Here is a 17,708-nt window from a genome sequence, read left to right as displayed (position 1 = left end):
GGGCACGGTAGTCAACGCTGGTAGTCGACGCGGTGGCACAGGGGCGGCAGCGCGCCACCCGCCAGCACGGACGGCAGGTCGTCGAACCGGCTCTCACCGGTGATCAGCGCGTCGAACGCGGGATCGGCGAGCAGGTCCAGCGCCAGCGCCATCCGCTCGGCGTACGTGCGGTCCGGCCGCGCCACCACGCCGACCTGGCTGCTGCGCAGCCGCAGGCGTCGCGAGTGGAAGAACTCGCCGAGCGGCACCGACACCCGCCGGTCGCCGTACCAGCTCAGCTCCACCACCTGCCCTTCCGGCGCGAGCAGCGCCAACGACCGGGCCAGCCCCTCCTCGGACGCGCTCGCGTGCACGACCAGGTCGCAGTTCCCCGCCGCCTCCCCGGGCGTCGCGAAGTCGACCCCCAACGCGGCGGCCACGGACGCGCGGTCCGGGTCGGCGTCGACCAGTTGCAGCCGCACGCCCGGGAACCGGGCCAGCACGGCGGCCACGGCGCACCCCACCATCCCGCCGCCGACGACCGCGATCCGGTCACCGATCAACGGCCGGGCGTCCCACAGCGCGTTCACCGCCGTCTCCACCGTCCCGGCCAGCACCGCGCGCGCGGCGGGCACCGAGTCCGGCACGGGCGTCACGGCGTCGGCGGGCACCACGTAGTGCGTCTGGTGCGGGTAGAGGCAGAACACCGTGCGGCCGAGCAGCGGTCCCCGCTCCACCACGCCGACGTTGAGGTAGCCGTACTTCACCGGCCACGGGAAGTCGCCCTCCTGGAACGGCGCCCGCATCACGTCGTGCTGGCTCTCCGGCACCCCACCGCGCAGGACCAGGCTCTCCGTGCCCCGGCTGATCCCCGAGTACAGCGTGCGCACCACCACGTCGTCGGGCCCGGGCTCGGGCAGGGACACCTCGCGGATCTCACTTTTTCCCGATGAGGTGAACCAGAGGGCCCTCGCAGAGCGTGTCACCTGTACAACCTCCGAACAACGGGGCCACCGCCACGAGGGGCACGATGACGACACTTCACCACAGCGCTGCCTGGCGGCGGCAGTCCACCGCCGACTTCCGGGCGACCGGGTCGCTGTCTGCGGTGCAGCGGCAATCCGACACCGAGGTCGCGTCGGTCGTTCGCGGCTCGTTCGCCGGCGATCACGTTTTTCGATCGTCGGTGAATCAGGCGCGAGCGGCCGACTTCCGGGCGACCGGGTCGCCGTCTGCGGAGCAGCGGCAATCCAACACAGAGCCGGTCGCCTGGGCGGGCGTCCAAGTGGTCCTGCTCGCCGTGCTGGAGGGCACGGTCGGGTTGGGCGTGCTCGGGTGGCTCGCGGGCATCGCGTACGCGGTGGCGAACCAGGCGTTGCTGAGCGGTGCGGTGCAGCGGTCCTCGCGCGGGGCGCTGGGGCCGGCCGACCGGGTCACGGTGGTCAGGGGGCTGCTGGTCGGCGGCGTCACGGCGCTGGTGGCCGACGGCGGTCACCAGCCGGCGCTGCTCGTCGTGGCCGCCGCCGTCGCCCTGGCGCTGGACTTCGTGGACGGGCAGGTGGCACGTCGCACGGGCACGGCCTCGGCGATGGGCGCGCGGTTCGACATGGAGGTCGACGCCTTCCTGATCCTGGTGCTGAGCGTGCACGTGGCGCTCACCCTCGGCCCGTGGGTGATGGTGATCGGCGCGCTGCGGTACGCGTTCGTCGTGGCGTCCTGGGGCCTGGCCTGGCTGAGGGAACCGCTGCCGCCGAGCCAAGCGCGCAAGGTCGTGGCCGCCGTGCAGGGGATCGCGCTGGTCGTCGCCGCGTCCGGCCTGCTGCCGCACGCGGACGTCCTCGTCGGGCTCGCGCTGGTCTCGCTCGTCTGGTCGTTCGGCCGCGACATCGCCTGGTTGTGGCGCAACGCTCCCGCATCGGTGGAAGGAATCAGCCATGGCTGACGCAGCCCGAACGAAGATCAGCGTCGCGAACATCGCCCTCTGGGCGTTGCAGGTGCTGCTGGCCGCGTACTTCGTCTACAGCGGTGTGTCGCTGCTGGGCGACGACTTCGTCGGCAAGTTCGACAAGATCGGCTTCGGCCAGTGGCTGCGGTACGTGACCGGGGTGCTGGAGCTCGCCGGCGCGCTCGGCCTGCTCGTGCCGAGGCTGTGCGGGCTCGCCGCGGCCGGCCTGGTCGGCGTGATGGCCGGCGCCGTCGCCACGGAGCTGGTCATCCTGGGCGACCCGGACGGCGCGGTGCTGCCCGCGGTGCTGCTCGGGCTCGCGGCCGTGGTGGCGTTCGGCCGCCGCGCCACCGTCCTTCAGACCTTCGGGAAGTAGCGCAGCACGGCGACGTCGCCGAGCCGGCCCACCTCCGCCAGGTGGAAGCGGCGCGCCGGACCGCCGGGGAACTCGGCCGGGTTGACGAACCGCGGCGCGGCGGCCTGCCCGATCAGCATCGGCGCGACCGCCATCCGGATCTCGTCGGCCAGCCCGGCGGACAGGAACGCGGTGTGGATCGTGGCGCCGCCCTCGACCATGAGCCGGTCGACGCCGCGTGCGCCGAGGTCGTCCAGCAACGCCCCGAAGTCGACCGCCGGTCCCAGCGACACGACCTCCGCCAGGTCGCCCACGGCCTCGACGGCCCGGCGGTGGCCGGCATCGGTGGTGTAGACGAGCTTGTCGCCGCCGTGGTGCCAGAACTTGAGCGCCGGGTCGAGGTCGCCGCTGCCGGTCACGGTCACCTTCACGGGGTGCTCGGGGTGGCCCCGGGCCACCCGGGCTGCCCGGCGGTGCTCGCCGTTGACCAGCAGGCGCGGGTTGTCGCAGCGGATCGTGGCCGCGCCGACCATGATCGCGCCGGACTCCGCGCGCACCTGGTCCACGTGGTCGAAGTCCTCGGCGTTGGACAGCGGGAACCGGTGCGCGCTGCGGTCGTCGATGTAGCCGTCCACGCTGACGGCCACGCTGAGCAGGACGTACGGACGGGTCACGAGCCCACCGTACCGACGTCCTCTCGTACTTCAGGCCGATCCGGCGCGCGCCCGGCTCTCGTACCATCGGCCCGTGCACGCCGTCCTCCGCTCGACGTGGGGTGAACCCCGACCTCACCACCCGCCACGGCGGGTGTGGCGCGATTGGGCGCTCGTGGGCGCGCTCGTGCCGGCGGCGGCGCTGGAGATGGCCTTGCGGTCGGACCTGCCGTGGCCGGGCCTGTGGGCCGTCGTGGTGATCGGACTGGCGCCCACGCTGCTGTGGCGCCGGACCCGACCGCTGCTGGTGCTCGTCATCGCCATGGCCGCCACGGGCCTGGTCCCGCTCCTCACGGGCGAGCGCGTCGAGCCCTACACGACGGCGTTCGTGCTGATCCTGGTGTACTCGGTGGTCAGGTGGGGTTCCGGGCGCGAGGCCGTCGTCGGCCTGGCGATCGTGCTCGGCGGCGTGTGCGTGTCCATCGCGTTGCGCCGGCTGGCACCCGTCGACGCGATCGGCGGGCTCACCGTGATGTTCACGGCGACCGCCCTCGGCGTCGCGATGCGCTACCGGGCCCGCCTGCGGACGCGTGAACTCGACCAGGCCAAGCTCGTGGAGCGGGAACGGCTGGCCCGCGACCTGCACGACACGGTCGCCCACCACGTGTCGGCGATCGCGATCCGCGCCCAGGCCGGCCTCGCGACCGCCGTGACGCAGCCGGACGCCGCGACCGACGCGCTGCGCCTGATCGAGGCCGAGGCCTCGCGCGCCCTCACCGAGATGCGCGCGATGGTCCGCGTGCTGCGGCGCGACGAACCCGTCGACCTGGCGCCCAGCCCGCGCATCGCCGACCTCGGGCAGCTCGCGACGTCGACCCGCACCGGCCCGTCGGTCGAGGTCGGCCTCGCGGGCGACCTCGACGGCGTCCACCCGTCGGTCGACGCCGCGGTCTACCGCCTGGCCCAGGAAGCGGTCACCAACGCGCGGCGGCACGCCCGGCACGCCACCCGCATCGAGGTGCGCGTCGACGCCGACGACACGTCGGTGCACCTGCGCGTGAGCGACGACGGCGACCCCTCCGCGGGCACGGCCGACGAGCCGGGGTACGGGCTCATCGGCATGGTCGAGCGCGTCGACCTGCTCGGCGGCACCTGCACCGCCGGTCCCGACCGCGACCGGGGCTGGACCGTGACCGCCACCCTGCCCCGGACGGGAACGGGCGCATGAGCATCCGGGTGGTGGTCGCCGACGACCAGGAGATCGTCCGCACCGGGCTCACGATGATCCTCGACGCCCAACCCGGCATCGAGGTCGTCGGCGCGGCGGGCGACGGGCGACGGGCCGTGGAGCTCGCGCGACGCCTGCGCCCGGACGTGTGCCTGTTCGACATCCGCATGCCCGGCCTGGACGGCATCGAGGCCACCCGGCTCCTGGCCGGACCGGACGTGGCCGACCCGCTCGCCGTAGTCGTCATCACCACGTTCGACCTGGACGAGTACGTGTTCGCGGCGCTGCGGGCGGGCGCCGTCGGCTTCCTGCTCAAGGACGCCGGTCCCGCGCTGCTCGCCCAGGCCGTCCACGCCGCCGCCGAGGGCGACGCGCTCATCGCGCCGAGCATCACCGCACGGCTGCTCAAGACCTTCGCCGCCGCCGAACCGGCCGCGCCCGCCCAACCCCTCGAACCGCTCACCGACCGCGAGGAGCAGGTCCTCGTCACCGTGGCGCGCGGACGCACGAACCGCGAGATCGCCGACGAGCTGCACATCACCCTGAGCACGGTCAAGACGCACATCGCGAGCCTGATGACCAAGCTGGGCGCCCGCAACCGGGTCGAGATCGCCATGTGGGCCTACGAGACCGACCGCCTCGCCGGCCGACCCCGACCGACCTGACCGGGCCGCCCGACCGGACCCGCCCGACCTAGCCGGCCGAAAGTACTAGTCGCGCCTGCCCGGGAGTACTGCCCGGCTCCGGCCCTTCTCCCGATGTCCGCCACGTCGCCGATCACCAGACTCGGATCACACCGAGACCGGGCGACCGGACCGACGAAGGGCCTCCGCCGTGACCTCCTCCCGCAGGGCCGACTGGCTCGTGCCCACCGCCTTGATCGCGCTCACTCTCATCCCGATGGCCGGCGGCGCCATGCGCCTCACCGACCTGGCCGGCGGTGAGGTCACCCCGGAGAACGCCAGGTTCTTCGCCGCCCCGGCGCCGGTGGTGCTGCACATCGTCGGCGCCGTCCTGTACTGCCTCGGGGGCGCCTTCCAGTTCGCGCCGGGCTTCCGCCGCCGGCACCGGGCCGGGCACCGCGTCCTCGGCCGGGTCCTCGTCCCGGCCGGCCTGCTGATGGCCCTCACCGGCCTGTGGATGACGTTGTTCTACCCCTACCCCGAGGGGGACGGCGACCTCCTCGCCGCCTTCCGGCTCGTGACCGGCTCCGCCACGGTCCTCGCCCTCGTCCTCGGCGTCCGGGCGATCCTGCGGCGGGACGTCGTCCGGCACCGCGCGTGGATGATCCGGGCCTACGCGATCGCCCAGGGCGCGGGCACGCAGGCGCTGGTCACCATCGCCTGGGTCGTGCTCGTCGGCCCGGCCACCGGCCTGACCAGGACGCTGCTGCTCGGCCTCGGCTGGCTGATCAACATCGCCGTGGCGGAATGGCTCATCGGTGAACCCGCCAGGGGTCGGCGCACGTTGTACCGGGCAAGGAGAGCAGAGAGGACCGCATGACCGAGGACACCCCGGACCGCCGTGGCCGCCGCGCGGCAGTCACCGCCTCGGCCGCCGCGCTCGTCCTGCTCGCGCTGCTCGTGCCCGGCGACTCCGACTCGCTGACCCCGGCCGCGTTCCTCCGCCTCCCGGTGGAGGCGCTGCTCGGCGTCGTCCTGGTGCTGGTCCTGCCGGAACGGGCGCGACGCGTCGCGGCGCCGGTCGGCGGGGCCCTCCTCGGCCTCATCCTCGTCCTGAAAACGCTGGACCTGGGGTTCGACGCGGTGCTGCACCGGCCGTTCGACCCGGTGCTCGACTGGCCGCTGCTGGAACCCGCGGTGGACTACGTGGACGTGACGGCGGGGCGGTTCGCGGCGGTGGCGGTAGTCGTCCTCGCCGTCCTGCTCGCCGCCGGGGTGGTGTTCCTGGCCGCACGGTCCGCGGTGCGGCTCAGCGGAGTCGTGGTGCGCCACCGGGTCCCCGCCGCCCGCGTCGTCGCCGTCCTCACCGTCGGGTGGATCACGTTCGCCGGCCTCCAACCCGCGATCGCGTCGCACAGCACGGCGGCGTTCGCCTACGACCAGGCACGAAGGGTGCACGACGGCCTGCGCGACCGCGATCGGTTCGCCGCGGAGTCCGCGGTGGACCCGTTCGCCGGCGCGGAGGCCGAGGAGATGCTGACCTCGTTGCGCGGCAAGGACGTCGTCGTGGCGTTCGTCGAGAGCTACGGGCGTTCCGCCGTCGAGCACCCGGGCATCGCGCCGCACGTCACCCCGGTGCTCGACGCGGGCACCCGCCGGCTCGCCGCCGCCGGGTACACCTCGCGCAGCGCGTACCTCACCTCGCCGACCGCGGGCGGCGGCAGCTGGCTCGCCCAGGCCACCCTGCTGTCCGGGCTGTGGATCGACAACCAGCAGCGCTACCGCACCCTCCTGGGCAGCGACCGGCTGACGCTCGGCGGCGCGTTCCGGCGCGCGGGCTGGCGTTCGGTCGGCGTCATGCCGGGCATCACGAGGGCGTGGCCCGAAGGCGGGTTCTTCGACTACGACCGGATCTACGCGCTCGACGACCTCGGCTACCGCGGACCGCGCTTCGGCTACGCCACCGCGCCCGACGAGTTCACGATGGCGAGGTTCCAGCAGTTCGAGCGCGCCGACGGGCACGCGCCCGTGATGGCGGCGATCCCCCTGCTGTCCAGCCACGCGCCGTGGTCGCCCGCGCCGACGGCGGTCGGCTGGCACAACGTCGGCGACGGCTCGGTGTTCCACTCCATGGCCTCGGGCGAAGCGCCCGCGGAGGACATGTTCGGTCGCGACCCGGCGCTCGTGCGGTCCGACTACTCGCGCACGGTCGAGTACTCGATCAACACCCTCGTGTCCTACGTGGAGACCTACGGCGACGACGACCTCGTGCTCGTCTTCCTCGGCGACCACCAGCCCGCGCCGTTCGTCACCGGCCCGGACGCGGGTCGGGACGTGCCGATCACCATCGTGACCCGCGACCGGGCCGTGCTCGACCGCACCGACGCCTGGGGCTGGACCGACGGCCTGAAGCCAGGTCCTCGCGCGCCCGTGCGCCCCATGGACACCTTCCGCGACCAATTCCTGACCACGTTCCGCTAGCCGCTCCCGGTGGATGTCCGATCAGGCGTCAGCGCCGAATGCACTACCGTCGGCGGCGCAGACGGATGACTTCACGGGGGAGTGCAATGAAAGCGTTCCGACGCAGACTGCTCACCGCGACCGCCCTCACGGCGGCGACGGTGCTGGTCAGCGCCCTGGCCACGGTGCCGGCCGCGACCGCGGGCGGTGACGTCAACGCCCTGCTGGCCGAGTCGCTGCGGCAGGCCGTGGTCGCGCAGGACTTCAAGGACGTGCTCGACCTGACCCCGCCGGAGCAGGCGGCGGCGGCGTCGAAGGCGGGCGCGCCGGAGAAGTACGACCCGCTGTCCGCCGAGGAGGCGTCGACGGCCAGGCTCGACGCCGCCGCGGCCCGGCCGCTGCACCAGACGCCGAACGTGGACCTCGCGGTGATCGAGCTCGACCGCCTCGGCCGGCCGATCGCGGTGGCCGACGTCCTGCTCAGCCCGCAGTACCCCAACGGGGTCGTGGTGCCGGTGAACGAGCGGAAGCTGTCCACCGACAAGGTGCGCTACCGCTGGTGGGACGACACGGAGTGGGACGTCAACGGCGGCCGGGGGACCCGTGACGTGCTCGCCGGCCGGGAGAACGCGCCCATCGACTTCTCCTCGCCGTACCCCGCGTCGGTGCTCAAGCTCATGGTCGGCTTCGGCGTGCTCCGGCTGGCCGACCAGGGCCGGGTCGACCTCGACGCGGTCTACGACTACCGGCCGGTGACGCAGCACCCGGTGTGCGGTGCCGCGTCCAGCAAGGTGATCCGGCAGCACTTCGACGAGATGATCACCAAGTCGCAGAACGAGTCCACCTGCGCGTTGATCAAGATGATCCACGACCTCGGCGCGTGGGACGAGGTCAACCGCACGTTCGTCGAGCTGGGCATGCCGACGCTGATGGTCACCGGCACCAACCCGGAGAACGGCGGGCGCTGGATCGGGTCGAACATGAGCGCCATCGACACCGCGAAGCTGCTCCTGCTGGTCAACGGCGGCTCCGGCGTGCTGTGGACGACCGACGCGGGCAAGCTCGTCACCCGCAACGAGCTCACCGAGGCGTCCCGCGTGCAGTTCATCAAGTCGCTGGGCAACCAGGGCCACAACGAGATGCTGTCCACCACGAACCACTGCGGGCGCGACTACCCGGTGCAGGGCATCGCGCAGCTCACCCCGCCGCGCTGGATCCAGGCCGACGGCACGATGAAGGTCGGCGACGCGGTGTACGACAGCGACGTCCGGCCGTGCGACGCGGTCGCCGAGGTGACGTTCGGCCACAAGACCGGCTGGGTCGACACGACCGGCAGCGACGCGGGCATCGTGAAGTCCCTGCCCGGCAAGGCGCGGCGCAACTACATCGTGGTCGCGTTCAGCAACCTGGGCACCGACTACGTCGACGCCTACCGCCCCGCCAACCGGCCCGGCGTCTTCCCGGTGCTCTACACCGAGAAGTACGCCAAGCTGGGCGCGGCCGTCGACGACATCATGACCGCGCTCGCGCCACTGCCGCACTGGAACGTGCGCCAGGGCTAGCCGGATGGGCGATCACCCGGCGCGACGCCGCCGGGTGATCGCCCGCCAGTCCTTTCGGCACACGCGCGGCTGGTGACGGCGCTGTCACGCCCGGCCGCGCCGTGGCGGTGGCGGCCCTGCCCCCCCGGCCCCGGCGGGGGGGCCCCCCCCCCGCCAGTCCTTTCGGCACACGCGCGGCTGGTGACGGCGCTGTCACGCCCGGCCGTGCCGCTCCAGCAGCGCCCGCAACACCGCCATCTCCGCGGCGAGCGCCTCGCGGCCCGCGGCGGTGACCCTCACCCACGTCTTCGGGCGCCTGCCGTCGTAGCCCTTCTCGACCTCCAGCAAACCGGCCTCTTCGAGCACCGTGACGTGCCGGGACAGGTTGCCCGCGGTGAGGTCCAGAGTGGACCTGAGGTAGCCGAACTCCACCCTCTCGACCTCGGCCGCGATCGTCAGGATGCCCAACCGGTGCCGCTGGTGGACGGTGTCGTCCAGCCCCGACGTGGGGTGCTCGGTCATGTCGCGATCTTGCCCCGCGCCCGACGGGCGACGAGACCGCCGACCCCGCCGAGCACGAGGATCACGGCCGACGACAGCAGGTCGCCGACCTCGATCAGCGGGACCGGCCACAGGAACGCGCCGTAGACCCACGTCGCCCACCCGTTCACGAACAGCGCCCAGACCGTGAACAGCACGGCGAACGACGTGCACAGCGCACTGCGCTCCACCCACGCCAGACCGAGCACCCCCACCGCCACCACGAGCAACGGTCCGTACGGGAAGATCATCACCAGGTGGGCGACCAGGATCAGCGACAGGATCACGATCGCGGTCCGCAGCTTCCGCTTCGCGAGCACCGTCGCCACCACGACCCCGACGACCAGGACCGGGAGCGCGACCGGCCAACCCAGTCCGGTGAAGACCAACCGGGTGACCACCGGCACGCCCACCAGCGGGAGGACCAGCACGAACAAGGTCACCTGGGCGTAGAGCAGCGTCGAGGTCTCCACCCCGACCTTCCCCGCCCGCCACCGGTACCACCCGACCGTCGCCAGGAACGCGACCGCCAGCGTGCCCATCCAGTAGAAGTCCTTCCACAGGGACGGGTGGTTGCCGAAGGCGAGCACCCCGCTCGCCTGCCCCGTCGGGTGCAGCCAGTGCCACAGCGGCGGCAGCTCGTTCGCCGACCAGTAGCACACGGACTCACACCGCTCCGGCAGGTACAGCGGGATCGCCGCCGCGACGATCGCCCCGAACAGCAGGAACGGGACCCAGTAGCCGTGCCGGTCGCGGCGGGCGCGCCGCCGCAACGCCGTCAACTCGTCGAGCAGGTCCTTCGGATCACCGGCCACTGCGCGCCCCCCAACTCCTCGCTGATGCAATCAAGTTTGCATCACAAACCTAGTGCGGTCAACGCGCCGAACGGCGCAAAGCCGCACGTCGAACTCCGGCCACCGCACGTACACCCGATCGGAAAAGCCGTTGGCGCGTTCGCCGGGTTTCCGGTGGACTTGCCGGCATGACCGACCAACCCGTAGTGCGACCGGCGCCCGTCAGCGGCTTCCCGGAGTGGCTGCCGCACGTGCGCCTGGTCGAGCTGCGCTGGCTGGACGGGATCCGCGCCGCCTTCGAGCGCTACGGCTTCTGCTCCGTCGAAACGCCGGCAGCGGAACGCCTCGAAGTGCTCATGGCCAAGGGTGAAACCTCCAAGGAGGTCTACTCGCTGGGCCGGGTCCAGGGGTCGGACGACGGGCAGCTCGGCCTGCGCTTCGACCTCACCGTGCCGTTCGCCCGGTACACCGCGCAGCACTTCAACGAGCTCGTCTTCCCCTTCAAGCGCTACCAGATCCAGCGCGCCTGGCGCGGCGAACGGCCCCAGGACGGGCGGTTCCGCGAGTTCACCCAGTGCGACATCGACGTGATCAACGTCGACGAGGTGCCGATCCACTTCGACGCCGAGCTGCCGCGCATCGTGCACGAGGTGCTGACCTCGCTCGGCCTGCCGCCGTGGACCATCAACGTCAACAACCGCAAGGTGTTGCAGGGCTTCTACGAAGGCCTCGGCATCGAGGAGCCGCTCGACGTCATCAGGACCGTGGACAAGATCGACAAGATCGGCCCCGACGGCGTGGCGTCCCTGCTGGCCGACCGGCTCGACCAGACGCGGATCAAGTCCGTCCTCGACCTCGCGCAACTCCGCGGCGGTGTCGACGACGTGCGCGCGTTGGGCGTGCGGTCGGCACTCCTGGACGAAGGGCTCGAAGAGCTGGACTTCGTCCTGCGCGAGCTGTCCGACCTGCCCGAGGTGGTCGCCGACTTCTCCATCGCGCGCGGGCTGGACTACTACACCGGCACCGTCTACGAGGGGAAGTTCGTGGACTGGCCGGAGTACGGCTCGATCTGCTCCGGCGGCCGGTACGAGGACCTGGCCGGGTCGTTCATCCGGCGCAGGCTGCCCGGCGTCGGCATGTCGATCGGGTTCTCCCGCATCTTCGCCAAGGTGCTGTCCGCCGGCCTGCTCGAGACGGGCCCGAGCACGCCCGCCGACGTCCTCGTCGTCCTGCCGCCGAACCGCCGCCGGACCGCCACCGACACCGCGAAGGCGTTGCGCGACAACGGCTGCAACGTCGAGCTGTACCACCAGGAGGACAAGCTGGCCAAGCAGGTCCGGTACGCCTCCCGCAAGGGCATCCCGTTCGTGTGGTTCCCGCCGTTCGAGGACGGCCGGCCGCACGAGGTGAAGGACCTGGCCACCGGCGCGCAGACCGCCGCCGACCCGGCGACCTGGTCGCGCGGACGGGGCTGAGCCCGCGCGACCGGCGGCCGTCAGCGCCCGGCGAGCCGGTTCGGGATGGGGGCCAACGGGTAGGTCTGCCAGAAGAACCGGTCGGCCGCGTGCTGGTCGGCGGCGAAGTTGACCGCCTCCACGATCTTCCGCCCGCGGATCCGGAACGCGAGCGCCCACGTGATGTCCAGGCCCTCCGGCGTGGTGCTCCAGCCCCGGTGCAGGTCGACGACCCAGTCGCGGTCCGCGGCCAGGAAGATCGGCTCCGCGCGGAAGCCCGCCTCGGCGAGTTCGGCGAAGAACGCCAGCACCTCCTCGACGCCGACCTTGGTGCCCGACAACGGGTGGTGGCCGGGGATCGTCCACCGGATGTCGTCGGCGAAGAACCGGCGCAGGGCGTTCACGTCACCGGAGCCGTAGGCCGCGTAGTAGTCCTTGATCAGCCTCACGTTCGGGTGCTCGGCGGCGGCCGAGGCCGTCGCGCCGCCCGTGCCGAGCAGCGAGCCCGCCGCCACGCCCACCGCGGTCGCGCCGAGCCCCCGCAGCACGTCGGCCCGGGACAGGTGTTCCGTCATCTCACACTCCTGGTGGTTGATCAGCTGTTCCAACGGGTGCTCGCGCCCGCCGTCACGTCGAGCACGGTGCCGGAGACGTACCGGGCGCGCGGCGAGGCGAGGAACGCGATGGCGTCGGCCACGTCCTCGGGCTCGATCAGCCCGACCGGCTGGGTGTTGTAGCCGCGCAGGGCGCGCTCCAGGTCTTCGACCGTGGTGCCGCCGACCCACTCGTAGGTGGCGTCGTTGAGCACCATCGGCGTGCGCACACCGGTCGGCGCCACGCCGCTGACCCGCACGCCCGCCGGCCCGACCTCCGTCGCCACGCCCTTGACCAGGCCGATCACGCCCCACTTCGCGGCCTGGTAGTGGGCGAGCCGCGGCGCGCCGTGCCTGCCCTCGCTGGACGACACCACGATGATCGACCCGCTCTTGCGCGCCACCAGGTGCGGGATGACCGCACGCATGGTGTTCGCCACGCCGATCAGGTTCACGTCGATGACGTCCGCGAACTGGCGCGGCGACATCGCGTCCAGCGGCGCGTAGGTGGTGATGCCCGCGTTGGCGACCGCGATGTCGAGCCGGCCGAACTCGCGGACCGCCTGCCGCGCCACGTCCTGCATCCGCCCGGCGTCGCGCACGTCCGCCTTCACCGCCACCGCGCGCCGTCCGAGCGAACGCACCGCGCGCACGGTCTCGTCCAGCTCTTCCGCGCTGCCCAGCGGGTAGTCGAGCGTGATGGCCTTCGGCGAGGCGATGTCGAGCGCCACCACGTCCGCGCCCGCCCGCGCCAGCGCCACGCACGTCGCCCGGCCGATGCCGCGCGCCGCGCCGGTGACCAGGGCGACCTGCCCGCGCAACTCGCCACCGGGCTGCCCTTGCACGGCGCCCGCAGCGCCCGTCCCCGCAGCCACCAGACCCGCCACACCGGCGCCCGCCAACAGCGTGCGTCGGCGCACCTTGTCCCCGTCGTCCATGGTTCCGATCGTCCGCAGCGGGAGGGTGCGGTGTCCAAGACCCGTGCCGATGCCGTTCGGTAATAGGGAGGCCACGAGCACGGGTGGTGCGCCACCATGCCCTGGTGGAAGAACTGGAACGGCTCCTGGACTCCTACCGCGCGAGGTGGACCGAGCCGGACCCCGTGCTCGCGCTGCTCACCGAGATCGACGCGGCGGGCGACGAGGCGGCGGGCCTCGCGGCGTTGGCGACGCTGGCCCGTCGGCCGCGAGCGGTGATCCTGCTGGACTCCTCCGCCCGGCGGGTGCGGTGGCACGTGTCGGAGGGCTATGTCCCGCCGCAGCTCACGAAGGCCGGCCGTGCCCGCCGCGACGGGTCGCCGTTGGGCGTCGCGTTGGCCAGCACGCACGGCGACGGGCGGCTCCGGGAGCGTGCGGTCGAGCAGATCATCGCGCGGCGGCTGCCGGAGTTGGTGCCGTTCCTGGTGCTGCGGACCGGGGACTGGGTGCCGGAGGTCCGCGAACGGGCCGGCGCGGGGCTGGCCGTGCTGCTGCACCGCGATCCCGCGCGGATGCTGCCCGCCGCGGTGGGGGTCGGGTTGTGGGTCGAGGGGCGGCTGCGGGGCACGTTCGTGCGCAACCAGCTCCGGGCCGCCGCGGCCGATCCCCGTGCGCCGTTGGAGTCCTTGCTGGGATCGCCGGACCGGGAGGTGCGCGCGTTCGCGTTCGAGGCCGGGGCGTGGCGGCTGGACCGGAAGGTGTCGGTCGCGTTGACGGCGCCGGACGTGCGGCTGCGGTCGTCGGCGGCGGAGGCGGCGGCGCGGGACTGCGTCTGGTCCGCGCGGGTGGAGGTGTTGCGGCGGCTGGCCGCGTCACCGCACGCCGAGGTGCGGGTGGAGGCGTTGACCGGCCTGGTGCGGTTGGGGCGTGACGCGGAGGTGGTGGCGCACTTGGACGACAAGTCGTCGCTGGTGCGCGCGTTGGCGCGGGCGGCGGCTTCACGGGTGGGCGTGGACGTGCCCGCCTACTACCGGTCGCGTGTGACCGCGGGCGCGATCGACGGGTTCGCCGAGGTGGGCGGCGACGGGCGGCACCTGGTGGAGTTGCTGGCGCACCCGACGGGCCGGATCCGGGCACGTGCCGTGCGGGCGTTGCGGGTGCTGGAGCAGGTGACCGACGACCTGGTGCTGCCGTTGCTGCGCGACCCGTCGTCGGTCGTGGTGCGTGAGGCGACGGTGGCGTTGCGCTCGGTGCCGGCGGCGTTGCCGTGGGAGTTGCTGGGTGACGAGCGGCCCGCGGTGCGGACCGCCGGCTACCGGTTGGCGCGGCGGCTCGGACGGGTCGCCGAGCTGCGCGCGGCGTTGACGGCGGTGGGTGATTCGCACGTCCGGTTGGCGCGGCGCGGTCGGGCGGACGCCGTGCGGATCGCGCACTCCCTGGTGTCGGTGCCGTGGCGCCGGCGGACCGTCGCGCCGTTGGAGGTGGGTGCGGCGGAGGCGCCGGGCTTGCGGGCGTTGCTGGAGCGGGCGGCGGTCGGCCTGGACGAGCAGACCGCCTACCTGCTGCGGGAGCTCCTGGGCTGACCTGGTCGGCGCGGACCGCGCCGACCAGGGGTCAGGTGCGCATCTCGCGCGTCCGCCACATCACCAGCACGAAGTACGGCGTGCCGATCAACGCGATCACCAGCCCGGCGGGCACCTGCGCGGGTGCGATGACCGTCCGGCCCACGGTGTCCGCCGCGCTCACGAGCACCGCGCCCACCGCCGCCGCGACCGGCAGCACGCGCGCGTGCCGACCGCCGACCAACGACCGGGCCAGGTGCGGCGCGACCAAGCCGACGAACGCCACCACACCGATCGCGGACACTGCCGTCGCCGCCAGCACACCGGCCGCCAGCAGGATCACCAGCCGCGACCGCTCCACCCGCATGCCCAGCACGCGCGGCGTGTCCTCGTCCAGGCTGTGCAGGTCGAGCTCGCGGTGCCGCGCCCACAGCAACGGGGTCAGCAGCACCAGCGCCAGCGCCGTCGGCACCACCTGCTCCAACGTCCGCCCGTAGGTCGAGCCGGACATCCACGTCAGGGCCTTCGCCGTGTTCCACGGGTCCGACGTCACGATCAGCAGCGTGATCAACGCCATCCCCGCCGACCACATCGCGATGCCGATGACCACCAGCCGGTCCGAATCCAGCCCCGACCGCCACGCCAGCCCGTAGACCAGCGCGAACGCCACCATCGCACCCACGCCCGCGGCACCCGCGATGTGCCACGCGCCGGCCAGCGGCACCGCCGTGATCAACGCGATCGCGGCGAGCCCGGCGCCCGCCGTGATGCCGAGCAGCCCGGGTTCCGCCAGCGGGTTGCGGCTCACCGACTGGATGCCGCACCCGGCCACCGCCAGCGCCGCGCCCGCCACCAACGCCGCCAGCACGCGCGGCAGCCGCTGGTCGAGCACGAACGTCAGCGCGGTGCCCGTCCGCCCCGCGAACCAGTTCGCCAGGTCGCCCAGCAGCACCAACCGGTCCCCGAGCATGAGGCCCACCGTCGGCGTCGCGACCAGCAGCACGCCCAGCACCACCGACGTCACCACGAGCCGGCGCGACGACCCCGCCACGCCGACCCGTCCGGCCGGCGCCTGCCGTGGCGTCCCGCCGGACCGCCCCCGTCGCGCCAGCCAGATCAGCACGACCGCGCCCAGGACCGTGGTCATCACCCCGGTCGGCACCCGGACGGCCGCCGCCGAGCCCATGACGGCCCGCAGCAGCACGTCCGCGCCGAGCACGATCACCACGCCGACGAGCCCGGAGAACGGCAGCAACACGCGGTGCTTGCCCAACCCGGGCACGAACGGCGTCAGCAGCCGGGTGATCACCGGCGCGCTCAGCCCGACGAACCCGATCGGCCCCGCGACCGTCACCGCCGCCGCCGTCAACGCCACGGTCAGCAGCACCGCGCCCACGCGCGTGCGCCGCACCTTCAACCCCAGCACGGTCGCGTTGTCGTCACCCAGGGCCAGGATGTCGAGCGACCGGCCCATCACCAGCAGCGCCGCCACCGCGACCACCACGACCGGCGTCATCTGCGCGGTCGCGTTCAGGTCGCTCACGGTCAGCGAACCGGAGCCCCAGGCGAACAGCCCGGTCGTCTCCTGCTCGTACATCAGCAGGAGCAGGACCGTCGCCGACTGGAGCGTCAACATGACCGCCGAGCCGACGAGCACCAGCCGCGGGCTGGTCGAACCCCCGCCGGACAGCCCGAGCACGACGACCGACGCCGCGAGCCCGCCGACGAACGCCGCCGCGCCCGCGGGCAGCGTGGGCAGGCTCAGCCCGAACGCCGCGATCGCGACCACGGCCAGGTGCGAGCCCGCGTTCACGGCGAGCGTGTCCGGTGAGGCCAACGGGTTGCGCGCGACCGACTGCATGCCCGCGCCGGCCACGCCGAGCGCGACGCCGAGCAGCAACGCGGCCAGCAGGCGCGGCACGCGCGAGCCCTCCAGCACGGCGAGGGTCTGCGCGTCCCCGTTGCCCACCAGGGCGTTGAGCACGTCGAGCACACCGGTCGACGCGGTGCCCTGGGTGAGGTGGACGGCGGAGAGCACGGCGATGAGCGCCACGATCCCCGCCGTCACGGCGGCGGTGCGCATCATCAGGCGGTGGCAGCCTTCACGAACTGCTCGGCGACGTGGACGACCGACTTCGGCCCGCCGAACGTCCACGTGCCCGGCTCCAGCTTGACGACCTTCTTGCTCACCACGAACGGCAGCCGCTGCCACACCGGGTTCGCGGCGAGGCCGGTGGTGAACACGTCGTCCTCGGAAGCGCTGTAGAACAGCACGGTCTTCGGGTCGGTGAGCGCGGTCAGGCCCTCGACGTCGGTGGCGCCGAGGCCCCACTGCGGGTCGACCTCGCCGGTCCACGCGTTCTTCAGGCCGACGGCCTCGGCGGCGTCGGACACCAGCGAGCCCTTGCCGAACGGGCGGATGTTGACCGTGCTGCCCTCGAGCCAGCCGTCGGCCATGACGAACGGCGTGCCGGTCGCACCCTTGGCCTCTACGGCCTTCTTGCCGTCGGCCAGTGCGGTGTCCAGTTCGGACAGCAGCTTGTCGCCCTCGGCGGACTTGCCGATCGCCCGCGCGATCAGCTTGGTGTCCTCGCGCAGCCGGTCGAGGTTGCGGGAGGCGTCGCTGGCCTGGGTGACGACCACGGGGACGTACTTCTCCAGCTGGTTCGCCAGCGTCTCGTCCCGGCCCTTGGCCATGATCACCAGGTCGGGGTCGAGCGCGACGATCGAGTCGACGCTGGGCTCGTTGCGCTTGCCGACGTCCTTCACGTCGGCGGCGAGCGGCACCGACGCGTCCCACGTCTTGTAACCGGCTGCGTCCGCGACACCCACCGGCATGACACCCAGTGAGGCGATGGTTTCGGTCTCGGCCCACTCCAGCGTGACGACCTTCTTGGCCGGGGCGTCGAGCTTGACCTCCTTGCCGCGGGCGTCGGTCACGGTGACCGGCCCGCCGGCGGACTCGGTCGGCGTGGACGTGGGGGTCTCGGTCGTGCCGCAGGCGGACAGCAGCACGGCCGCCGTCACGAGGGCAGGGGCGAGCAAGCGCATCGCTGGTACCTCT

Annotated in this window: 17 protein-coding genes; 9 read left to right on the top strand and 8 right to left on the bottom strand. The window is 73.0% G+C overall.

Annotation, left to right across the window (positions count from 1 at the left end):
- Positions 1 to 11: 11 nt before the first annotated feature.
- A complete protein-coding gene (locus LNK82_RS07060) occupies positions 12 to 965 on the bottom strand; it encodes a zinc-dependent alcohol dehydrogenase (protein ID WP_230566111.1) in 954 nt (317 codons plus the stop codon).
- Positions 966 to 1,165: 200 nt separating this feature from the next.
- Between LNK82_RS07060 and LNK82_RS07055 the strand changes: the two genes are divergently transcribed.
- Entirely contained in the window at positions 1,166 to 1,921 is a 756-nt protein-coding gene (locus LNK82_RS07055) for a CDP-alcohol phosphatidyltransferase family protein (RefSeq protein ID WP_230566110.1), read from the top strand.
- Positions 1,914 to 2,300, top strand: coding sequence for a DoxX family protein (locus tag LNK82_RS07050; RefSeq protein ID WP_230566109.1), 387 nt, complete (start codon positions 1,914 to 1,916; stop codon positions 2,298 to 2,300). Before LNK82_RS07055 ends, LNK82_RS07050 begins: the two co-directional genes overlap by 8 nt.
- On the opposite strand, the gene LNK82_RS07045 is transcribed toward LNK82_RS07050, so the two are convergent.
- Positions 2,282 to 2,953, bottom strand: coding sequence for a RibD family protein (locus LNK82_RS07045; protein ID WP_230566108.1), 672 nt, complete (start codon positions 2,951 to 2,953; stop codon positions 2,282 to 2,284). The two genes, LNK82_RS07050 and LNK82_RS07045, sit on opposite strands and share 19 nt — an antisense overlap.
- A 73-nt stretch (positions 2,954 to 3,026) precedes the next feature.
- Here LNK82_RS07045 and LNK82_RS07040 point away from each other — a divergent pair, with 73 nt between their 5' ends.
- The 5 genes from LNK82_RS07040 to LNK82_RS07020 all read left to right on the top strand — a co-directional run bounded on the left by LNK82_RS07040 (position 3,027) and on the right by LNK82_RS07020 (position 8,805).
- Positions 3,027 to 4,160 carry a sensor histidine kinase gene (locus LNK82_RS07040; protein WP_230566107.1) on the top strand — a complete coding sequence of 378 codons (1,134 nt, stop codon included), beginning with the start codon at positions 3,027 to 3,029 and terminating at the stop codon, positions 4,158 to 4,160.
- Positions 4,157 to 4,825: a response regulator gene (locus tag LNK82_RS07035; protein ID WP_230566106.1), complete on the top strand. Its 669-nt coding sequence runs from the start codon at positions 4,157 to 4,159 to the stop codon at positions 4,823 to 4,825. The genes LNK82_RS07040 and LNK82_RS07035 overlap by 4 nt, the downstream gene beginning before the upstream one ends.
- A gap of 169 nt (positions 4,826 to 4,994) precedes the next feature.
- The gene (locus tag LNK82_RS07030; protein WP_230566105.1) at positions 4,995 to 5,663 is read left to right on the top strand and encodes a DUF2306 domain-containing protein; all 669 of its coding nucleotides are present in this window, start codon (positions 4,995 to 4,997) and stop codon (positions 5,661 to 5,663) included.
- A complete protein-coding gene (locus tag LNK82_RS07025) occupies positions 5,660 to 7,264 on the top strand; it encodes a sulfatase-like hydrolase/transferase (protein ID WP_230566104.1) in 1,605 nt (534 codons plus the stop codon). The genes LNK82_RS07030 and LNK82_RS07025 overlap by 4 nt, the downstream gene beginning before the upstream one ends.
- An 86-nt stretch (positions 7,265 to 7,350) precedes the next feature.
- Complete coding sequence (locus LNK82_RS07020) at positions 7,351 to 8,805, top strand: serine hydrolase (RefSeq protein ID WP_230566103.1); 1,455 nt, start codon at positions 7,351 to 7,353, stop codon at positions 8,803 to 8,805.
- Positions 8,806 to 8,997: 192 nt separating this feature from the next.
- On the opposite strand, the gene LNK82_RS07015 is transcribed toward LNK82_RS07020, so the two are convergent.
- Both LNK82_RS07015 and LNK82_RS07010 read right to left on the bottom strand, forming a co-directional pair.
- Positions 8,998 to 9,306: a winged helix-turn-helix domain-containing protein gene (locus LNK82_RS07015; protein WP_230566102.1), complete on the bottom strand. Its 309-nt coding sequence runs from the start codon at positions 9,304 to 9,306 to the stop codon at positions 8,998 to 9,000.
- Positions 9,303 to 10,139: a hypothetical protein gene (locus LNK82_RS07010; RefSeq protein ID WP_230566101.1), complete on the bottom strand. Its 837-nt coding sequence runs from the start codon at positions 10,137 to 10,139 to the stop codon at positions 9,303 to 9,305. Before LNK82_RS07010 ends, LNK82_RS07015 begins: the two co-directional genes overlap by 4 nt.
- Positions 10,140 to 10,306: 167 nt before the next feature.
- Here LNK82_RS07010 and hisS point away from each other — a divergent pair, with 167 nt between their 5' ends.
- Entirely contained in the window at positions 10,307 to 11,593 is a 1,287-nt protein-coding gene (hisS, locus tag LNK82_RS07005) for a histidine--tRNA ligase (RefSeq protein WP_230566100.1), read from the top strand.
- A 20-nt stretch (positions 11,594 to 11,613) separates the two neighbouring features.
- On the opposite strand, the gene LNK82_RS07000 is transcribed toward hisS, so the two are convergent.
- Positions 11,614 to 12,147, bottom strand: a complete 534-nt coding sequence (locus LNK82_RS07000; protein ID WP_230566099.1) for a nuclear transport factor 2 family protein — start codon at positions 12,145 to 12,147, stop codon at positions 11,614 to 11,616.
- Positions 12,148 to 12,167: 20 nt separating this feature from the next.
- The gene (locus LNK82_RS06995) at positions 12,168 to 13,103 is read right to left on the bottom strand and encodes a mycofactocin-coupled SDR family oxidoreductase (protein WP_230566098.1); all 936 of its coding nucleotides are present in this window, start codon (positions 13,101 to 13,103) and stop codon (positions 12,168 to 12,170) included.
- 104 nt (positions 13,104 to 13,207) lie between these two features.
- Between LNK82_RS06995 and LNK82_RS06990 the strand changes: the two genes are divergently transcribed.
- Positions 13,208 to 14,665, top strand: coding sequence for a HEAT repeat domain-containing protein (locus tag LNK82_RS06990; protein ID WP_230566097.1), 1,458 nt, complete (start codon positions 13,208 to 13,210; stop codon positions 14,663 to 14,665).
- 31 nt (positions 14,666 to 14,696) lie between these two features.
- On the opposite strand, the gene LNK82_RS06985 is transcribed toward LNK82_RS06990, so the two are convergent.
- A complete protein-coding gene (locus LNK82_RS06985) occupies positions 14,697 to 16,730 on the bottom strand; it encodes an iron ABC transporter permease (RefSeq protein WP_230566096.1) in 2,034 nt (677 codons plus the stop codon).
- Entirely contained in the window at positions 16,730 to 17,695 is a 966-nt protein-coding gene (locus LNK82_RS06980; RefSeq protein WP_230566095.1) for an ABC transporter substrate-binding protein, read from the bottom strand. The genes LNK82_RS06985 and LNK82_RS06980 overlap by 1 nt, the downstream gene beginning before the upstream one ends.
- Positions 17,696 to 17,708 lie beyond the last annotated feature (13 nt).

It is taken from the genome of Saccharothrix luteola (assembly GCF_020859565.1).
In the GTDB taxonomy this organism is placed as follows: Bacteria; Actinomycetota; Actinomycetes; order Mycobacteriales; family Pseudonocardiaceae; genus Actinosynnema; species Actinosynnema luteola.
The sequence above is the reverse complement of the archived record's forward strand: the minus strand, read 5'-3'. Positions and strand labels throughout refer to the sequence as shown.